The sequence below is a fragment of the Arthrobacter sp. Sr24 genome (assembly GCF_054511175.1).
Genome location: NZ_JBTNDB010000008.1, coordinates 83279 through 101075 on the forward strand (window position 1 = coordinate 83279; position 17797 = coordinate 101075).

The 17797-nt window shown below is 60.7% G+C and carries 18 protein-coding genes; 12 read left to right on the forward strand and 6 right to left on the reverse strand.

Annotation, left to right across the window (positions count from 1 at the left end; genetic code table 11):
• From ACX80D_RS07715 to ACX80D_RS07725, 3 genes are read right to left on the reverse strand one after another with little or no spacing between them, the layout of a single operon-like run.
• Positions 1 to 762 (reverse strand): ABC transporter permease, encoded by a 762-nt coding sequence (locus ACX80D_RS07715; RefSeq protein WP_459322059.1) that lies wholly within the window; start codon positions 760 to 762, stop codon positions 1 to 3.
• Complete coding sequence (locus tag ACX80D_RS07720) at positions 759 to 1499, reverse strand: ABC transporter permease (RefSeq protein ID WP_459322060.1); 741 nt, start codon at positions 1497 to 1499, stop codon at positions 759 to 761. The genes ACX80D_RS07715 and ACX80D_RS07720 overlap by 4 nt, the downstream gene beginning before the upstream one ends.
• Positions 1499 to 2683 (reverse strand): ABC transporter ATP-binding protein, encoded by a 1185-nt coding sequence (locus ACX80D_RS07725; protein ID WP_459322120.1) that lies wholly within the window; start codon positions 2681 to 2683, stop codon positions 1499 to 1501. The genes ACX80D_RS07720 and ACX80D_RS07725 overlap by 1 nt, the downstream gene beginning before the upstream one ends.
• Positions 2684 to 2886: 203 nt before the next feature.
• Here ACX80D_RS07725 and ACX80D_RS07730 point away from each other — a divergent pair, with 203 nt between their 5' ends.
• Positions 2887 to 3891, forward strand: a complete 1005-nt coding sequence (locus tag ACX80D_RS07730) for a glutathione S-transferase family protein (RefSeq protein ID WP_459322061.1) — start codon at positions 2887 to 2889, stop codon at positions 3889 to 3891.
• 195 nt (positions 3892 to 4086) lie between these two features.
• On the opposite strand, the gene ACX80D_RS07735 is transcribed toward ACX80D_RS07730, so the two are convergent.
• Positions 4087 to 4734, reverse strand: a complete 648-nt coding sequence (locus ACX80D_RS07735) for an NADPH-dependent F420 reductase (RefSeq protein WP_459322062.1) — start codon at positions 4732 to 4734, stop codon at positions 4087 to 4089.
• A 137-nt stretch (positions 4735 to 4871) separates the two neighbouring features.
• On the opposite strand from ACX80D_RS07735, the gene ACX80D_RS07740 reads away from it, so the two are divergent.
• The 7 genes from ACX80D_RS07740 to ACX80D_RS07770 all read left to right on the forward strand — a co-directional run bounded on the left by ACX80D_RS07740 (position 4872) and on the right by ACX80D_RS07770 (position 11516).
• Positions 4872 to 5360 (forward strand): MarR family winged helix-turn-helix transcriptional regulator, encoded by a 489-nt coding sequence (locus ACX80D_RS07740; RefSeq protein WP_459322063.1) that lies wholly within the window; start codon positions 4872 to 4874, stop codon positions 5358 to 5360.
• Positions 5361 to 5786: 426 nt separating this feature from the next.
• Entirely contained in the window at positions 5787 to 6842 is a 1056-nt protein-coding gene (locus ACX80D_RS07745) for an iron-siderophore ABC transporter substrate-binding protein (RefSeq protein ID WP_459322064.1), read from the forward strand.
• 12 nt (positions 6843 to 6854) lie between these two features.
• A complete protein-coding gene (locus tag ACX80D_RS07750) occupies positions 6855 to 7967 on the forward strand; it encodes a FecCD family ABC transporter permease (protein WP_459322065.1) in 1113 nt (370 codons plus the stop codon).
• Positions 7964 to 9004 (forward strand): FecCD family ABC transporter permease, encoded by a 1041-nt coding sequence (locus ACX80D_RS07755; protein WP_459322066.1) that lies wholly within the window; start codon positions 7964 to 7966, stop codon positions 9002 to 9004. The genes ACX80D_RS07750 and ACX80D_RS07755 overlap by 4 nt, the downstream gene beginning before the upstream one ends.
• A gap of 1 nt (position 9005) precedes the next feature.
• Positions 9006 to 10010, forward strand: coding sequence for an ABC transporter ATP-binding protein (locus tag ACX80D_RS07760; protein WP_459322067.1), 1005 nt, complete (start codon positions 9006 to 9008; stop codon positions 10008 to 10010).
• Positions 10007 to 10990, forward strand: a complete 984-nt coding sequence (locus tag ACX80D_RS07765; protein WP_459322068.1) for a siderophore-interacting protein — start codon at positions 10007 to 10009, stop codon at positions 10988 to 10990. Before ACX80D_RS07760 ends, ACX80D_RS07765 begins: the two co-directional genes overlap by 4 nt.
• Before the next feature lie 112 nt (positions 10991 to 11102).
• Positions 11103 to 11516 (forward strand): VOC family protein, encoded by a 414-nt coding sequence (locus ACX80D_RS07770; protein WP_459322069.1) that lies wholly within the window; start codon positions 11103 to 11105, stop codon positions 11514 to 11516.
• A 54-nt stretch (positions 11517 to 11570) separates the two neighbouring features.
• On the opposite strand, the gene ACX80D_RS07775 is transcribed toward ACX80D_RS07770, so the two are convergent.
• Positions 11571 to 12149, reverse strand: coding sequence for a TetR/AcrR family transcriptional regulator (locus ACX80D_RS07775; protein ID WP_459322070.1), 579 nt, complete (start codon positions 12147 to 12149; stop codon positions 11571 to 11573).
• Between the two features lie 123 nt (positions 12150 to 12272).
• Here ACX80D_RS07775 and ACX80D_RS07780 point away from each other — a divergent pair, with 123 nt between their 5' ends.
• On the forward strand, positions 12273 to 13304 hold the full coding sequence (locus ACX80D_RS07780) for an NADP-dependent oxidoreductase (RefSeq protein ID WP_459322071.1): 1032 nt from the start codon (positions 12273 to 12275) through the stop codon (positions 13302 to 13304).
• Between the two features lie 168 nt (positions 13305 to 13472).
• On the opposite strand, the gene ACX80D_RS07785 is transcribed toward ACX80D_RS07780, so the two are convergent.
• Complete coding sequence (locus ACX80D_RS07785; protein ID WP_459322072.1) at positions 13473 to 14012, reverse strand: MarR family winged helix-turn-helix transcriptional regulator; 540 nt, start codon at positions 14010 to 14012, stop codon at positions 13473 to 13475.
• Between the two features lie 273 nt (positions 14013 to 14285).
• On the opposite strand from ACX80D_RS07785, the gene ACX80D_RS07790 reads away from it, so the two are divergent.
• The 3 genes from ACX80D_RS07790 to ACX80D_RS07800 all read left to right on the forward strand — a co-directional run bounded on the left by ACX80D_RS07790 (position 14286) and on the right by ACX80D_RS07800 (position 17298).
• Positions 14286 to 16025, forward strand: a complete 1740-nt coding sequence (locus ACX80D_RS07790) for an ABC transporter ATP-binding protein (protein WP_459322073.1) — start codon at positions 14286 to 14288, stop codon at positions 16023 to 16025.
• A gap of 128 nt (positions 16026 to 16153) precedes the next feature.
• Entirely contained in the window at positions 16154 to 16927 is a 774-nt protein-coding gene (locus ACX80D_RS07795) for an SGNH/GDSL hydrolase family protein (RefSeq protein WP_459322074.1), read from the forward strand.
• Between the two features lie 173 nt (positions 16928 to 17100).
• A complete protein-coding gene (locus tag ACX80D_RS07800; protein WP_459322075.1) occupies positions 17101 to 17298 on the forward strand; it encodes a hypothetical protein in 198 nt (65 codons plus the stop codon).
• The last annotated feature ends 499 nt before the right edge of the window (positions 17299 to 17797 follow it).

Sequence of the window (17797 nt, forward strand, 5' to 3'; positions counted from 1 at the left end):
TCAAGAAACTGTTGGGAGAGCAGGAGCATTTTGCTCTGGCGCCGTTTTGGCGCTCTGTAAACCGGGTGAAACTACGGTGCGCTGCAGCAGGGCTAACAAGCCGTCAATGGTTATGGCGAAGACGGCAATCACCACGGCACCACCTAATACTTGACCGTAATCCTGCACTGCTAGGCCGTCAATAATATAGCGTCCCAGCCCGCCAAGGCTGATAAATGCCACCACGGCCACCGTGGAAATGATCTGCAGCACGGCCGAGCGGAGCCCGCCCAGCATGACCGCGAGCCCGTTGGGAACTTCCACGCTGAAGAGGATCTGCCGCTCGGTCATGCCCATGCTGCGTGCGGCATCAACAATTTGACGGTCGACGGCGGCGATCCCGGCGTAGGTGCCTGTCAAAATCGGTGGCACCGCCAGTAGCACCAGAGACCAAATGGCGGGCATGAGAGACAACGCTGAGCTGGCGAGCAGCGCAAACAGCGTCATGATGCCCAGAGTTGGCAGTGCGCGCAGCATGCCCGCTAGGGAAACCACCACGCCGCGTCCGCGGCCCGTGTGCCCAACGTACAGTCCAATGGGCACGGCAATGACGAGGGAGATCAGCAGGGTCAGCCCGGAGTAACCGAGGTGTTCCACCACCCGGGCAGGAACGCCCAGAGGACCCTGCCAATTGGTAGGGTCAGTGAGCCACTGCCAACCTTGGCTGAACGGGTCCGTGGTGGTGTAGGTGGTGAGTGGAAGGGAAGCTGGGGGAAGGCTCATGCTGACACCCCCGCCGTCGTGCTTGAAGTACTGGAAGTACTGGAAGTACTGGAAGTGCTTGACGTGTTGGAAGGGCTTGCCGAGCCGGTGCGGCTGGTGGATTTAGTGCTGCGGAGCCAGGGCGTCAGCAGCTTTTGCAGGGCCACCAACACCACGTCCATGAGCAGCGCTAAGACCAGGGTTCCCACAATGCCCACCACAATTTCGGTGGGGAAATTTCGCTGCAGGCCGTCGGTGAACAGGAAGCCCAGGCTGGGGATGCCGAGGAGCGAACCTACGCTGACCAGTGAGATGTTGCTGACCGAGATGACGCGCAGCCCGGCGAAAAGTACGGGGATGGACAGGGGTAGATCCACGCTCAAGAAGCGTTGCACGGGACGGTATCCCATGGCCGTGGCCGCCTGCCGCAGGGTGTCATCGACCGAGTTTAGGGCGTCGAGCGTGGAGCGGACCAGCAGTGCCACAGCGTAGATGGTCAGGGCCACGATGATGTTCGTGAAGTCCAGGATTCGGGTGCCTAGAATGCTCGGCAGGATGACGAACAGGGCCAGCGACGGGACCGTATACAGCAGCGATCCTACGGACAAAATGACGCCGCTAGCCACCTTGTTGACACGCGCCAGTTGCGCCAACGGGACCGCGACAATGACCCCGAGCACCAGCGGAACGATCGCCTGAATCAGGTGGTACCCGGCGAGGTTGAATACCTGGTCCAGATTGGCCAGAAACCACTGCATCAGTTTCGGCTTTCGCGCGTGGATTCAATGGCTGCCAGGACCTCTTGGGCATGCACGACGCCGGTCACTCGCCCCTCGCTGTCCACGGCAACTCCCAGCCCGGACGGCGAAGATAACGCCGCGTCTAAGGCGTTGCGTAAGGGATCGCCAGCGCGGAAGAGGGAACCGCCGGGGATCAGCTGAGGTTCAGTTGGTTCTGGGGTACCTGATGATTCGGTACCTGATCCTTGGGCGCCTGATCCTTCGGCGCCCGGGGCGAGCCAGCCCTGCGGTCTGCCGTCACCATCCACAACAAGCGCCCAAGCCCCCGATGCGCTGACAAGGTGAGCGCCGTCGTCGTACTTCCCGGTGGCGGACCCTGCGGTGGCCGAACCTGGAATGTCGGCCAGCGGCGCGCCCGCCAGCGGCGCCGGATGGATGGGTACGGACTCGCCATCGCTGAAGGACAGGCGCCGGAAACCGCGATCGCGGCCCACAAAGTTGGCCACGAAATCATCCACGGGGGCGCGGAGAATTTCCTCTGGGGGAGCATACTGGGCCACGCGCCCGCCGGTGGCAAAAACGGCTACGCGGTCGCCGAGGATGGTGGCCTCGTCGATGTCGTGGGTGACAAAAATGATGGTCTTGGCCAACTCGCGCTGCAACCGCAACAACTCCTGCTGGAGCTCGGCACGGACCACCGGATCCACGGCGGAGAAGGGCTCGTCCATGAGCAAAACGGGCGGATCGGCGGCCAGCGCGCGGGCAACTCCAACGCGCTGCTGCTGCCCACCAGAAAGCTGATTGGGGTAACGATCGGCCATCGAAGCAGGCAGGCCAACGGTGGCAAGCAGCTCGAGGGAACGCTTTTTGGCCTGCGTGCGCGGCACCTTGTTCAGGCGCAGCACGGTGGCAATGTTCTCGATGACGGTGCGGTGCGGGAGCAGTCCGGCCTGTTGCATGACGTAGCCCATGGAACGGCGCAGTTCGTGGGCGGCGGTGGTGCTCACATCACACCCGTCCACGGTGATAACGCCCGAAGTGGGCTCCACCATGCGGTTGATCATGCGCAGAGACGTGGTTTTGCCGCAGCCCGATGGGCCCACGAAGACGGTAATCTTGCCCTGTTCAATGCTTAGATTGAGGTTGTCAACGGCTGCTTGGCCTGTTTGAAAGACCTTGCTGACACCCTGGAACTCGACCATGGCATTGCCGGTCTGACCGGCCGGTTCGTAGTCAAAACGACTGCTGTCCTGATGCGTCATGGTAAGTTTTTGCTCCGCCATGGGTGGGTCCTCACTGTTGGTGGCGTTCTTGTGGATCGTTCACCTGGTGCCTGTTGATCATATGCAAGGTGCATTTGTCACGTAAAGCGCGGCGCGCGTGAATCGTGTCCTAGGCTGGCCCTATGGACACTTCGAATTCAGATTTCAGCACAAAGGGAGCCTACGTCACCGGGGCAGAGTTCAATCGGGATTCTAATTACATTGAAACCCGCATTACGCGAGATGGCGAAGATGGCTACCCCGTGGAGGCTGGGCGGTACCGTTTGGTGGTGTCCCGTGCCTGCCCGTGGGCGCACCGCTCCACCATTGTCCGGCGGCTGCTGGGACTTGAAGACGCCATCTCGATTGGCGTCACCGGCCCCACGCACGATGTCCGCTCCTGGACCTTTGACCTCGACGAAGGCGGCGTTGACCCCGTTCTGGGGATTGAGCGGTTGCAGGACGCGTATTTCAAACGGGCACCCGACTACTCACGCGGGATCACGGTTCCGGCCATAGTGGATGTGCCCACTGGCGCAGTCGTGACCAATAACTTCCCGCAGATCACGCTCGATTTCTCTACGGAATGGACAGAGTTCCACCGCGAGGGCGCCCCGGATCTGTACCCGGAAGCCCTGCGTGAGGAGATGGCTCCGGTCATGAAGCGCATTTTCACCGAGATCAACAACGGCGTGTACCGCTGCGGTTTTGCTGGCAGCCAGGAATCCTACGACGCCGCCTACGAGCGCCTCTTCATTGCCCTCGACTGGCTCGAGGAGCGTCTGGCCACGCAGCGCTACCTGATGGGCGATTCCATCACCGAGGCCGATGTCCGCCTCTTCACCACCCTGGTCCGCTTCGACGCCGTCTACCACGGGCACTTCAAGTGCAACCGGAACAAGCTCAGTGAGATGCCCGTGCTGTGGGCCTACGCCCGCGATCTGTTCCAGACGCCCGGATTCGGGGACACCGTGAACTTTGAGCAGATCAAGGCGCACTACTACATTGTCCACACCGATCTGAACCCCACTCAAGTTGTCCCGCTAGGCCCGGACACTTCAGGATGGACGACGGCGCACGGCCGGCAGTCACTGGGTGGCTCACCTTTCGGAAACGGAAGCGCCCCTACACGTCCGGTGGACGCATAGTCCCCAAGCGCTCCCGCTGCTCGCAAGCTCACGGCTCGCCAGCTCACAGCTCGCCAGCTCACAGCGGGGCCCTCGCGTTCGTGGGCCCCGCTTGTGACGGCAAACCAAGAAATCGAGGTGACACTTAACGTTGATGATCTTGAAGAACATCAACGTTAAGTGTCACCTCGATTTCGAGGGTGGGGATTATCGGTATTAGCCGACGATCTTCAGGCCCGTGTTCCAGTTGAAGGTTTCGAAGGCGGGGTTGGCCTGGAGGGTCATGACTACGAACTGGAAACCTTCCAGTTCACGTGAGCGCTTGAGTGCGCCAACCGTGATGGGACGCATGCCTGCGTCGGTCATGAGGGAGGCTACGGCTGCGGTTGCGTCGGCGTCGTCGCCAGCAATGAAGCCGTCCAAGACCTGACCCTGTGTTTCGCCGGCAACCAGGGCGCCAGCGAACGTCGTGTTGAAGGCCTTGACCACATTGCCGGGTGTCAGTGCGGCGATCTCTTCAGCGGCGGAGCTGCCGGGGGCAACAACCAGTGAATCGAAGGTTTCGAAGTTTACGGGGTTGGTGATGTCAACAATGGTCTTGCCGGCAAGAGCTGAACCATAGGAGCTGACAACTTCCTTGGCGGCATCGAACGGCAGGGCCAGGATTACGATGTCGCCGGCGGGAGCCTGACCTACGGTGCCCGAGGTGAGCGTTCCCGCAGCGGCAGTGCCGAACTCGGCGGCCACTGCGGCTGCCTTGTCTGCGTCGCGGTTCAAAAGTTCAACATTCCGCCCAGCCGCAAGTGCTCGGGTTGCAATGCCGCGTGCCATGTTTCCGGTACCGATGATGGTGATGGTGTTCATGATGGTCCTGCTTTCTAATGAATGGCTGGAAGTCTTTTACTTGAAGCTACAACTAAAGCCTAAGCATATTTGGTTGAAGTGTCAAGTAAAAATTTGATAAACGGTCGCTAAGGCGTAAATTCGTGAAAAGATGGGCCATGACTGAGTTGGAACCGCGCTGGTTAAATGACGAAGAGCGAGCCGCATGGTTGGCGGTACTGGCCATCACCACCTTGCTGCCAGGTGCACTTGAGGCCCCGCTCCAGCAGGCTGCCAAATTGTCCCTTTTTGAATACAACGTCCTTGCCATGCTGTCCGAGGCGGAGGGCGGGATTCTGCCGATGAGTGAGTTGGCCGCCCGCACTAGCGCGTCCCTCTCGCGACTTTCTCATGTTGCGAAGAAGTTGCAGACTCGCCAGTTGGTGGAGCGCTCCGTGCATGCTGAGGATGCGCGCGTAACGCAGACTGCTATTACCGAGGTTGGCGTGAAGCTCATTCAGGACATGGCCCCCGCGCACGTGGAATCTGTGCGGGAACTCATCTTCGATCAGCTGGATCGCAAGGATGTATCGGACCTTGCGCGCGTCGGCCGAAAACTGGTTCAGCGCTTGGATGAGCAGCATTGGACGCTCCGCCCGCCAGCCTAAGTAGTCAGCCTGAGCAGTCAGCGAGCCCGCTGGTCCTCCATCCATCCAGTCGGCCCCGTTGGTCCTGCCGATCCCGGTGACCCTGCTGGCTGCCCCTGGTGACCCTGCTGGCCCGAAGCGCTAGACGCTCCCACTCCGCTTCCGCCCCCGCTCCACTTCCGCCCCGGTCTTACGGGCGTGGATGTGAGAGGCGGGGGCGGAATTCGTTGGGCCCTCAGTCGAGTGGAAGTACACCCAGCGAAAAGGTGACGCTGGTCACATTTAATCACTTGGTTTCCTATTTTCTGGCCACCAAAGCCTAGGTTTATGACCTAAAACTTCAAATAGGGCAGCAAAGTGTTCCCTAATGGGATTTAAATGCCGTAATGTAGCTAAGGCTTGCCTAACTGGGGTGAGTGTTCGCTGGGGCCACCGTTAGGAAATGCATTGGAATTTTCACGTCGTCAGGGTTTGAAGTTGGGTCTGTTTGCTTCTGTAGCGGCATTGGGAGTTGGCCTTGCAGGCTGTTCCACGGGTGCCACTGGCGGCTCTGATCCGCAGACGACCCAGGCCTCGGCAGACACCTTTCCGGTCACCATCAAGCACATTTACGGCGAAACCGTCATTGAAAAAGCCCCGCTGCGCGTCGCCACGGTGTCTTGGGTCAATGACGATGTTGCCATTGCTTTGGGTGTCATTCCGGTGGGCATGCCCACGAACGACTGGGGCGGAAACGCGCAGGGTTCCACCCCGTGGAAGGACGCCGCCCTGGAAAAGGCCGGTGCAAGCATTGGGAGTGACAAGGCCCCGGTCCAGTACTCGGAGGTGGACGGCGTGAACTTCACCGAGATCGCCAAGACCACTCCGGATGTCATCTTGGCTGCCTACTCGGGCCTGACGCAGGAAGACTACGACAAGCTGAGCAAGATTGCCCCCGTCATCGCCTTCCCGGAGACTGCCTATGGCACTTCATGGCAGGATTCCACCACCATGATTGGTGCCGCACTAGGCAAGTCCGCTGCTGCCAAGGAACTCATCTCGGCCACGGAAAAGTCCATTGCCGAGCAGGCCGCAAAGTATCCCTCCATCAAGGGAAAGACCTTCATTTACGGCAATCTGGAGCCCGCCAAGAGCGATGGTGTGAACGTGTACCTTTCCGGAGACAACCGCCCCAAGTTCCTCACCAGTATCGGCATGGAGCTCGCGCCTGTTGTGGTTGAAGCAGAGAAAGCTGCCACAGGGTTCTTCATCCCGTGGTCTGCAGAAAAGGCCAACGAGCTTGATTCGCAGGTGTTCATCAGCTGGGTTCCCGATGAGAAAACCAAGGCAGCCATTATGTCCGACCCGCTGTTGGGTCAAATTCCTGCCGTCAAGTCCGGGGCGTTCGTTGCAGACTCGGATAACACCCTCACCTTGTCCGTCTCCGCCGCCTCACCGCTGAGCCTGCCTTGGACCCTAGATAAGTTCCTCCCTCTGCTCGGCGCCGCAGCCGACAAGGCGTAGGTCCTTACTTCAGTGCTTAAAGCGCCAGTTGCAGCGATGGAAGGTACGACGCCGGTCACGGCGTCAGTGCCTTCCCTCACTGCCGCCGGGGTAACCACAGGAGGGGTAGCTGCCAGCACGAAAACTGGTGGCGTTGGACGCCGCGTTGTGTGGCTCTCGGTACTTGTTGCTGCCCTGTTGCTCACGGTGACGCTGTCTCTAGCGGTTGGCGCGCGCAATATTGCGCTAGTCACGGTAGTGGATGCGCTGTTCAACTTTGACCCCAGCAATGGGGACCACGCCGTGGTGTATTCGCGCTTAGTGCGGACCGTGGCCGGGCTTGTTGTGGGCTTGTCGCTGGGGCTGGCCGGCACGTCCATGCAAGGTGTGGCACGCAACCCGCTGGCGGATCCTGGCATTTTGGGTGTCAACGCTGGAGCGGCACTGGCCGTGGTGGCTGGGATCTTCTTCTTCGGTGCCGCCGGAGTCTCCAGCTACCTCTGGTTCGCCTTCGCTGGTAGCGCTGTTGCCGCCGTCGTTGTTTATGCGGTGGCTAGTCTGGGGCGCAGCGGGGCCACCCCCGTGAAGCTTGCGCTCGCTGGCGCAGCCGTGGCCGCAGGCATGGGATCGCTCATGAGCGCCATGCTGGTCTCGAGCCAGGATTCGTTGGAGCTGTTCCGCAGCTGGCAGGTGGGTGCCCTGGCTGGGAAATCCTGGGAATCCGTCCTGGCCGTACTGCCTTTTGTGGCCGTGGGCGTGGTGATTCTGGTGGGTGCTGGCAAGCTCCTGAATACTCTGGCGCTCGGTGATGACATGGCCCGCGGGCTCGGTCAGCGACCCGGTCTGGGGCGGGGAATTTCAGCTATTGGCATTGTGCTGTTGTGCGGATCCGCCACCGCTCTAGCGGGACCTATTGGTTTTATTGGGTTGGTGGTTCCGCACCTGCTGCGTGGATTGGTGGGAGCCGACTACCGTTGGCTGCTGCCGTTGTCTCTGCTCGCCGCACCCACGGTGCTGCTACTGGCCGATGTGGTTGGCCGCGTTGTCCTGCTACCAGGTGAGGTGCCGGCTGGCATTCTTGCAGCCTTGATTGGGGCCCCCGTCTTCATTGCCGTGGTTCGCCGCGGAAAGCAGGCCGAGCTATGAGCCTTGTCGTGAAAGCTGCCACTGGCGCGTGGGTGCGCGAACAGCGGAAGGCGCCTCGTCGGCGTCGAACATTCCTCATGGGGGCCATGGGCGTGGTGGTCTTTGCTCTGCTGGCCATCAACGTCCTGCTGGGCAGCTATACGGTCACCATCCCCGACTTTTTCGCCATGGTGGGCGGGAAAACCATTCCCGGCGCCAGCTTCATCGTGATGGAAAATAAGTTGCCGCAAGCGCTGTTGGGGCTGCTGGCCGGGGCCTCGTTCGGTGCGGCTGGAGCCATTTTCCAGACCATGCTGCGCAACCCGCTGGCCAGTCCGGACATCATCGGTATTAGCTATGGTGCCAGCGCCACCGCGGTGGTAGGTTTTGTGATTTTTGGGCTGCGCGGTGTGGGTCTTTCGGTGGCCGCCATCATCGGCGCGCTGCTCGTGGCCCTGCTCATTTCGCTGCTGGCGCGTGGGCGTGGTGGCATGGGGCTGATCCTGATTGGCATTGGCGCGGCGGCGTTCATGCAGGCCACCATCACGTTCCTGCTGTCCCGGGCGGACGTCACTAATGCGCAGGAAATCATGGTGTGGCTGACCGGATCGCTGAACTCGGCGAACTGGGAACGGTTCGGCATTCTGGCCGTGGTGCTGTTGGTGCTGGCGCCACTGGTGGCCTTGGGGTCCCGCGAATTGGGCGGCTTGGCTCTGGGTGACGACACCGCCGCCGGGCTCGGATTTAATGTCCAGCGTGCCCGGCTGCTGCTCTTGATTCTTGGCGTCCTGTTGGCCGCTTTTCCCACGGCTGCGGCCGGTCCCATTGCCTTTGTGGCGTTCCTTTCAGGGCCCATTGCCAAGCGGCTGAACGGGGGAGTGGCCAGCTTGCCACTCGCCTCCCTGGTAGGTGCCGGCATTGTGCTGGCCGCTCATTTTCTTGCCGTCAATGCCATCCCCGGAACGTCTTTGCCCGTGGGTGTGGTGACCGGTGCACTCGGTGCGCCGTTCCTGCTGTGGCTGCTCATTTCCACCAACCGTTCCAATCAAGGAGGCTGAAATGCGCCCTGCGACTAGTCCTGAACGTGCTGATGCACCGTCTGCCCGCGAGTCCTTCGCCAGTGGAGCGACCTACTCTGAAGTAGCTGGCAGCGAATTATCTGCCAGGGAGCTGTCCTTGGGCTACGGCGACCGTTCCATCGTTGAGAACCTCAACGTTGAGTTGCCTGCTGGAAAGGTGACCATCATTGTGGGCGCCAACGCCTGTGGTAAATCTACGTTGCTACGCGGATTGGCCAGACTGCTCAAGCCAAGTTCCGGCGTCGTCCATCTCAACGGGACGGATATTCATAAGGTTCCGACCCGCGAGCTGGCCCGCAAACTCGGCATTTTGCCGCAGACTCCTACCGCGCCGGACGGCATCAGTGTGGCTGATCTGGTGGGGCGCGGCCGCAGCCCGCACCAGGGCTGGTTCCGCCAGTGGAACGCGGCCGACGACGACGCCGTGGCCGCTGCGCTGAATGTCACAGGCACGGCTGAACTTGCCAACCGAAGCATTGATGAGCTCTCCGGAGGGCAGCGCCAACGGGTCTGGATTGCCATGGCGCTGGCTCAGGAAACCGATGTGTTGCTGCTGGATGAGCCCACCACCTACCTTGATCTGGCGCATCAGGTAGAGGTGCTCGATGTGGTGTCAGAGCTCAACGCCCGCCGCGGCATCACAGTAGCCATTGTGCTGCACGACCTGAATCTGGCGGCCAGGTACGCCGATCATTTGATCGCCATGAAGCACGGCGACATTGTGGCGCAGGGCGTACCGGTTGAAGTGTTGACCGCTGAGCTGGTGCAAGAAGTATTTGGACTCGAGTCGGTGGTGGTCCCTGATCCTGTGGTGGGCACCCCCATGGTGGTGCCGGTGGGTCGGCGGGCTGCGCTGCTGGCTGACGCAGCGGCGCAGCGCTTATCTGCCTCAGAACCGCCCGGCCAGGAGCGGACAGTCTCAGAGCCGTCATTCCCCGAGTTGATCACACAAGAACTTTCCGCAGTAGAAGGAGTGCAGGCATGAGCTCGGCAATCTTGGAAAACGAGACCATTTCTTCGGAAACGGATCCAATCAAGCCCATGCGGGTCTTCGATTTGCGAGTCAGTGCTGTGCAGCAGTTGAGCGAACACTTCCGGCGTATCACTCTGACCGGCGCAGACCTAGATTTGTTTGGTGCCAACGCTGTCGGTGAAACGCTGGATCTGCGCGTGAAGATCATGATTCCGTCGCCGGGCCATGCGCTGCCGGAGTTCAGTAATATTCGCGGTTCGTTGCAAGACGACTGGTACCAAACGTGGCGCGGCCTCGATGAATCGGTCCGTGGCGTGATGCGCACTTACACCGTCCGCAGCCTTCGCCGGGCTGTTCCCGCTTGCACCAATTCGCCTGCCGTCCCGGCGGAAATGGACATTGATTTTGTGTTGCACCTTGGTGGTGGCTCGGGTCCGGCTGCCGAGTGGGCCGCCTCCGCTGCCCCCGGGGATGCCCTGCTGCTCGTTGGTCCGTGCGCGCGGTGGGGCGACTGCTTGGGGATCGAGTTTGCGCCCGGTGCGGCGGAACGCGTACTGCTCGTGGGAGATGAGACGGCGGTGCCTGCAATTGCCGCCATTCTAGAAACCCTGCCACCTCACATCAGCGGTCATGCTGTGCTGGAAGTTCCCACGAACGCAGATTTTCTGGACATCTCCACCCCAGCGAACGTTGAAATTAGGTGGCTGGCTCGGGGCAGCATGCCGCATGGTGAGGCTTTATCTGGGGCAGTGCGATCGCTCATTGCTCCGGCGGCATGCGATGTAGGTGAAGAGCCCGAAGAAGTGGATATCGACGCCGCGATCCTCTGGGAGACCCCGGCTGGCGCGGCAGGCCATGGCCTCTACGCCTGGATCGCCGGAGAAGCTGCCACCATTCGAGATCTGCGCCGATACCTGGTGCGTGATGTGGGCATGGACCGAAACGCTGTGGCGTTCATGGGCTACTGGCGCAAGGGTCAGGCGCTGTCCTAAGCATGGTCTCTAGTGAATAAAGTCGTGACAGAAAATTGCTGACACGGGGTGCGAATCGGGGCATACTGGCAATCATCCCGTCCGCGATAGCCCCGAAATCAGGAATACAGCCATGACCGTACGACTCACCCCGTATCTAAACTTTCGCGGCACCGCCCGCGAGGCTCTTGAGTTCTATCATTCCGTTTTTGGAGGTGCTCTCGATCTGAGCACGTTCGGCGAACTCAGCGACTTTGACGACTTCGCTGAAGCCAACCACATCATGCACGGCATGGTAGCCGGAGATCATGACGTGGTGATCATGGGTGCAGACGTGCCTGACTCCATGGAGATAGCACCCAATTCCAGCGTGGCGCTCACCGGCGACGACGAGGCTGTGCTGCGCGGCTGGTGGGACGGTCTTGCCGTGGGAGCTACGGTTTCTGAACCGCTGACAAAAGCGCCGTGGGGTGACACGTTCGGCATGCTCACCGATAAGTTCGGTGTGCCGTGGATGGTTAATATCGACGGCTCGGCTGTGGCGTAGCGAAGGTGCAGCGCCTGCTGGGAAGGGGCTTGGCCTACGATGGGGCGGCGTCCATTATTTCTGCAGCAGTGCCAGTGCTGTGTCCAAAGTGGCCAGCGCCTGAGGATTATCAATACGGGACAGCGTCATGGCCGCGATCACCAGCGAACTGAGCACCGTGGCCAACTGGAGGCGGGCGCCGTCGTCCATCTTTGGGTGAAGGGCGGCGACACCACGGCCTAGGGCACTCCTTAGCTCTTCACGATATCCAGCGATAGCCTGGCTGACGGCGGCCTCGTTCGAAATCGGTGCGCCAGCCGCATTTAGGAGCAGGCATCCGCTATGGGACTGCAGGGAATCGCCTTGACTGAGCGCCTCGCGCAGGCCAGTGAAGTAGTGAGCGAGCGCGTCCGGGGCCACAACGGCGGCGTCTAAAGGCGCAAGCCGTGGGCGGATGATTTCGCGGAGATAGCTGGCCACGGCGGCATCGAAGAGTCCACGTTTGTTGCCAAAGGCGTGATAAATGCTGGAACGGCTCAGTCCGGTGGCACGCTCAAGCTCTGGGAGGGAGGCTTCCTCGTAGCCGCGTTGCCAAAAAACTGCTCGCGCCGAGCGAACTGCATCGTCCGTGTCAAACGTTTGCGCGCGTCCCAAGTAAGCCCCTCATTTTGTGGATTGATCAGTCCACTATATAGTGGATCACTCATTCCATAATAGTTCATGTGCGGCATGAAAGTGCCGCGCAACAACTTCTCACTAACCTAGGGAGTTCACATCATGTCCACCTCAGTCAGCACCCAGATCCAGCTCGCAACCCGCCCTATTGGCTGGCCCACTGCCGCCGATTTCACAACCGCTCGGGTAGACCTTGGTGAGCTGGGGCCAGATCAGCTTCGGGTGGTCAATGAATTCATCTCTGTTGACCCGTATATGCGCGGTCGTATGAGTGACGCTAAAAGCTACACCGCACCCTACGCTCTCGGAGAAACAATGACTGGCGGAGCGGTGGGTCGGGTCGTCGAATCAACGAGCAAGAGCATTCCGGTAGGTTCGGTGGTACTTCATCAGTTCGGCTGGCGGGACGTTGTCCAGGAGGACGCTACCGGATTCAAAGTTGTTCCGGAACTGCCTGGCGTGCACCTCTCGGTATACCTGGGAATTCTCGGCATGACGGGCTTGACTGCCTTTGTCGGTCTGACTGCCATTGCGGCAATGAAGCCCGGCGACACGGTGTTTGTCTCCGGTGCGGCCGGAGCTGTCGGTAGTGCCGTGGGTCAGATTGCCCGGCTCATGGGCGCTAGCCGCGTCATTGGATCTGCTGGCAGCGATGAGAAGGTGGCGCTACTGAAAGAAAAGTACGGCTACGACGAGGCATTCAACTACAAGTCCGGGCCTGTGCGGGAACTACTTGCGGCTGCTGCCCCCGAGGGTATCGATGTCTTCTTCGACAATGTTGGTGGCGATCATCTCGAGGCTGCACTTGATGTTTTCAACCCTGGAGGACGGGCTGCCCTGTGTGGCGCCATTGCTGGCTACAACGTCACTGAGCGCAAGGTGGGGCCGGACAATATGGCTAATCTGATCACCCGCGGACTTTCGCTCAAGGGTTTCACTTTGGGCAGTTATCTTGACCTTGCTCCGGAGTTCAACGCGAACATGAGCAAGTGGTTCGCAGCGGGGGAGATCGCCTTCGATGAAACAGTGGTCGATGGGATCGATCATGCTGTGGGCGCGTTCCTGGGCATGATGCGCGGCGCCAATACGGGAAAGATGGTGGTCCGTACGGCTGCCCTAGGTGAGTTGATCTAATCCGATTGGGTCTGATTGGCGCGGGTCTGATTGGCGCGGGTCTGATCAGCCTGGGTCTGATTGGCGCGGACGAGCGTCCCGAGTGCGTTGCTGCGCTAGCGTCCGCCTGAAGCAAGCCATTGCTGCGCTAGCGTTCGTTTGAATCACACCATTGCTGCGATAGCGTTCTTAGTCGCGGAGCTGGGCGAGGATTCTTGCCAAGTCCCTTTGGTCTGCTGCGTTGAGCCGGCCAAAGTACTCCTTGGATTTATCCCGGCGTTCGGCTTGCACCTCGGCAAACAATTTTCGCCCGGCATCTGTGGGAACAATGAGTGTTGCGCGCCGATCGGAAGGGTCGGCCTTGCGGCGAACCAGTGCCTTGGCCTCGAGTTGATCCACCACCTCGGTGGCGGAGCGCGGTGCGATCCGCAGGCGCTCGGCGAGGTCCTTGAGCCGAACATCGCCGGCGGTGGAGGCGGTGGAGGCGGTGGTGTGGTCGGCGTTGGATTCGTTGTGAGTGTGATGAGGGCTGTGCCGCATGAGGGTCATCAGTGCCCGCCACTGATGCGGAGTCAATTCCCAAGGCGCCAGCTGTTCGGCCCAGGTGCGCCGCAGGCCACGGAAGGCCGCATGGAATAGTTCGCCGAGCTCGGGTTGATCGTCGCTAGAACGCGTGTTGTCGGAGGAAGCTGGGCTGTCATGAGGAGCCGTGCCGTCGGGGGATGCCATGATCTCAGCATACTCAACATTGACACGTAACCACATAGTGAGGTAACCTCTGTATTAGTTGGTGCGAGTCCCGCACCCCGCACACCATTGGAGGTGGCGCCCATGACGGAGAGCATCCGCATACAAAAACAAAAGCCCGGCCGTGACAATTCCGGCTCCTCAGATTTCACCGGCCAAGGCCCAAGCGGTCAAGGTGGCCCCGGTGGTGGTGGCCGCGGCCCCGCGCGTCTCAACCCGGCCGACAAAGTACAGATCAAGTGCCACCCAGTTAGCTTGAAACGCGTCGTTGCACTTTTCGCACCGCACAAGGCAACCATCGCCGTCGTCGTACTTCTTATTACGGCGTCCAGCGTCATCAGCCTGGCGCAACCGTTCCTGGTCCGGCACATCATTGATACGGCGCTGCCCACTAAGGACGTCCCGCTGCTGGCGTGGCTGGCGATTGCCATGATCGCCGTTGCCGCCGCGACCGCCCTGATTGGCGTGGTGCAGACGTGGATGACCACCTCCATGGGCCAGCAGATCATGCACACACTGCGCACCCGGCTCTTCACGCACCTGCAAAAACAATCGCTTGCGTTCTTCACCCGGACCCGCAGCGGCGAGGTGCAATCGCGCCTGAATAACGATATTTCCGGCATGCAATCAGTGATCACCTCCACCGCAACGGGCGTGGCATCCAATGTCACCACCGCGGTTGGCACGGCCGTGGCCATGGTGGTCCTGTCCCCGAAACTGGCGCTGCTCTCACTGATCGTGATCCCGCCGGCCGTCTGGTTCTCCCGCCGCGTGGCCCTGCTGCGCCGCGATATCACCTCCACTATGCAGGCCGAACTCGCCACCATGAACACCTATGTGGAAGAGGGGCTGAGCATCTCCGGTGTCCGGCTCGCCAAAACCCTCGGCACCACCGGGCGCGACGCCACGCGCTACACCGAAAGCTCCGAACGCCTCATTGGCCTGGAACTGCGCTCGCAGCTGGCCGGTCGCTGGCGGATGGCCACCATGGGCATCATCTTCTCCGCCATCCCGGCGCTGATTTACTTTGCCGGTGGATTGCCCGGCAGCACCATGAGCATCGGTACCATCGTGGCGTTCACCGCGCTGCAAGCCACCATTTTCCGCCCCATCATGGGTCTGCTGAACCTCGGCGTCCAGTGGGTCACGGCCATGGCCCTGTTCAGTCGCATCTTCGAATACCTCGACATGGTTCCGGAGATCATTGCCCCGGAGAACCCGGTGGCGGTGGATCCGGCCACGGTGCGTGGTGAGGTTCGCTTTGAAAACATCCATTTTGCGTACGACGGCGGGACCGACGTTCTGCGCGGGATCGACCTTACGCTTCCCGCTGGCACCACCACCGCCGTAGTTGGGCCCACCGGCTCCGGCAAGTCGACCCTGGGTGCGTTGCTACCGAGGCTTCACGATGTCACCGCTGGCCGCGTCACGATTGACGGCGTGGATGTGCGCCATATTGCCCCGGAAGTACTGGCCCGCATTGTTGGCGTGGTGTCCCAGGAAAGTTATTTGGTGCACGCCTCAATCCGAGAAAACCTGCTGCTAGCAGCCCCTGACGCCGATGATGCCACCCTCTGGAAGGCCTTGGCTTCTGCACAAATCGCAGACCTTGTGGCCGGATTACCGGAGGGGTTGGACACGCTGGTGGGAGCCCGCGGACACCGCTTCTCAGGAGGCGAACAGCAGCGGCTGGCCATTGCCCGGACCATTCTTCGAAACCCGAGGGTGCTGGTCTTGGATGAGGCCACTTCCGCCTTGGACAACACCACCGAAGCCGCCGTTCAACTGGCCCTGGATCACCTCTCCACTGGGCGCACCACACTGACCATCGCTCACCGGCTATCCACCGTGGAAGACGCTGATCAGCTGGCCGTGCTGGAGGGCGGGGTACTCGCTGAGGTGGGAACGTCGTCGAACCTCCGGGAGGCAGGCGGCGCTTACGCAGCATTGCGGGTCGCACGGGAAGCCGGCGAAGAACTGGAACTGGCTTCCTAAGCGGCTTAGCTGATCGAGTCTGTCGAGATCCGGGTCGTGCAACGCCCTAGGATTAGCCTGTTAGTGGTTGGGGAAATATTTGCCGCAATCGTCTCTGGCGATGCGCCAAGAAGTGGCAAGGAGCAAGCGTGGAATTTTCAGCACGGTACGTGGCATTGGGTGATTCGTTTACCGAGGGTTTGGGTGACACCGACCCCGCGCGGCCCAACCAAGTTCGAGGTTGGGCGGACAGAACTGCCGAGCAGCTCGCGCTGGCGCACCCGGAACAATCTTGGGGTTACGCCAACCTCGCCATCCGTGGCAAGAAAATGAAGCAGATTCTGAGCGAGCAAATCGATGCCGCAGTGGCCATGAATCCCACGCTCGTCACCGTCTATGCCGGCATCAATGACATCCTGCGCCCCAAGGTGGACATCGACGCCATGGTGGCCACATATTCAGAGGGCATCGCCAAGCTGGCAGCCACCGGCGCACGGGTTCTGATCTTCACCGGTTACGACGCCAGCTCGTCAAAGGTTTTCGCCAGCATTCGTGGCCGGACCGCCGTCTATAACGAACTAGTCCGTGAAGTTGCCGAAACCCACGGCGCCGAGCTCGTGGACTACTGGCGTTTCCGCGAGTACGACGACTGGCGTCTGTGGGGGATCGACCGCATGCACATGTCCACCCCCGGCCACATCAATATGGCCAACCGGGTACTGGAACAACTCGGCGAAACCGCACGCATCCCCATGCCGGATCTGCCGCCCATTGCCGTCCGCACCTCCAGCGAGACCCTCAAAGACAATGCCGCCTGGACCCGCGAATACGTAGGCCCTTGGGTTAGCCGGCGCCTGCGCGGGGTTTCTTCAGGGGATAACTTGAGTGCCCGCTGGCCAAGCCTGCGATCCCCTGTGGCCTAAAGAGTTGCTCTAAGCGCCGGCGGCCCCTGGGAATACAGCCCTTCACGTACCGGTCCTTAAAGATACGTAGTAACTACCGATGTATGGCTACCGGCCCATCCGTAATCTCGAAGTGATGGCATTGGGAAAACCCTTGGGCAAATTTCAAGGAAGTGTTGGGGAAGGAAACGGGAATGGTCTCATTTGGTGGAGCTGCGATGGATTCCGGGCAAGGGAAAAAACTGGAGTCCGGTTGCCTGGTGCCGCAGCAGAAGCAAACACAGCAGCATGGTTTAGTCACTGTGGGCAGTGGCTCGGAGGCGCAGCTGCCGGGAGTGGCTCACCACGATATTCGCGGGATCTGGCCCGTGGAGCTCAGCGTTCAGGCCTAACTTAACCTCCCCACTTAACAGCGGGGCCCTGGCGGCTCGAAGGTGACACGGGGCTGGGGCTGGTGGGGCGGCGTCGTACATTCACGGGGTAAGCAACCGGCGCCGGCGCGGTGAGCCCACCGCGGTGAAAGCACAGCCAAGAAACGCTGCCGGGCTCATTGGGAGACCCCCAAGCAAGGCGCGAAAACATCTTTCACGCCCTACCTGTGTGATTAAGCCGGCCATGATATGGGTCAATTAGGGATAATGGTTCCCTTGCATCTAGACTGGGTAAGCGCTAGGTAGCGCGGAGCGTGTGCAATTGCTCCGGTTTGCGGTGATTATCCTCCCGCTGGCCGGTAGTTAGGGGCTCAAGTTGCGTGCATTCGGGTATTCTCCGGATGGCCTTTTCCTCTCTCATCATGTAAATGACGGTGGGGAATCATGCTGTCCAAGGGCGGACGCTACCTTCTCGCACGGTTTACACCAGTGAACCGTATTCATACATTTATTAGGAGTG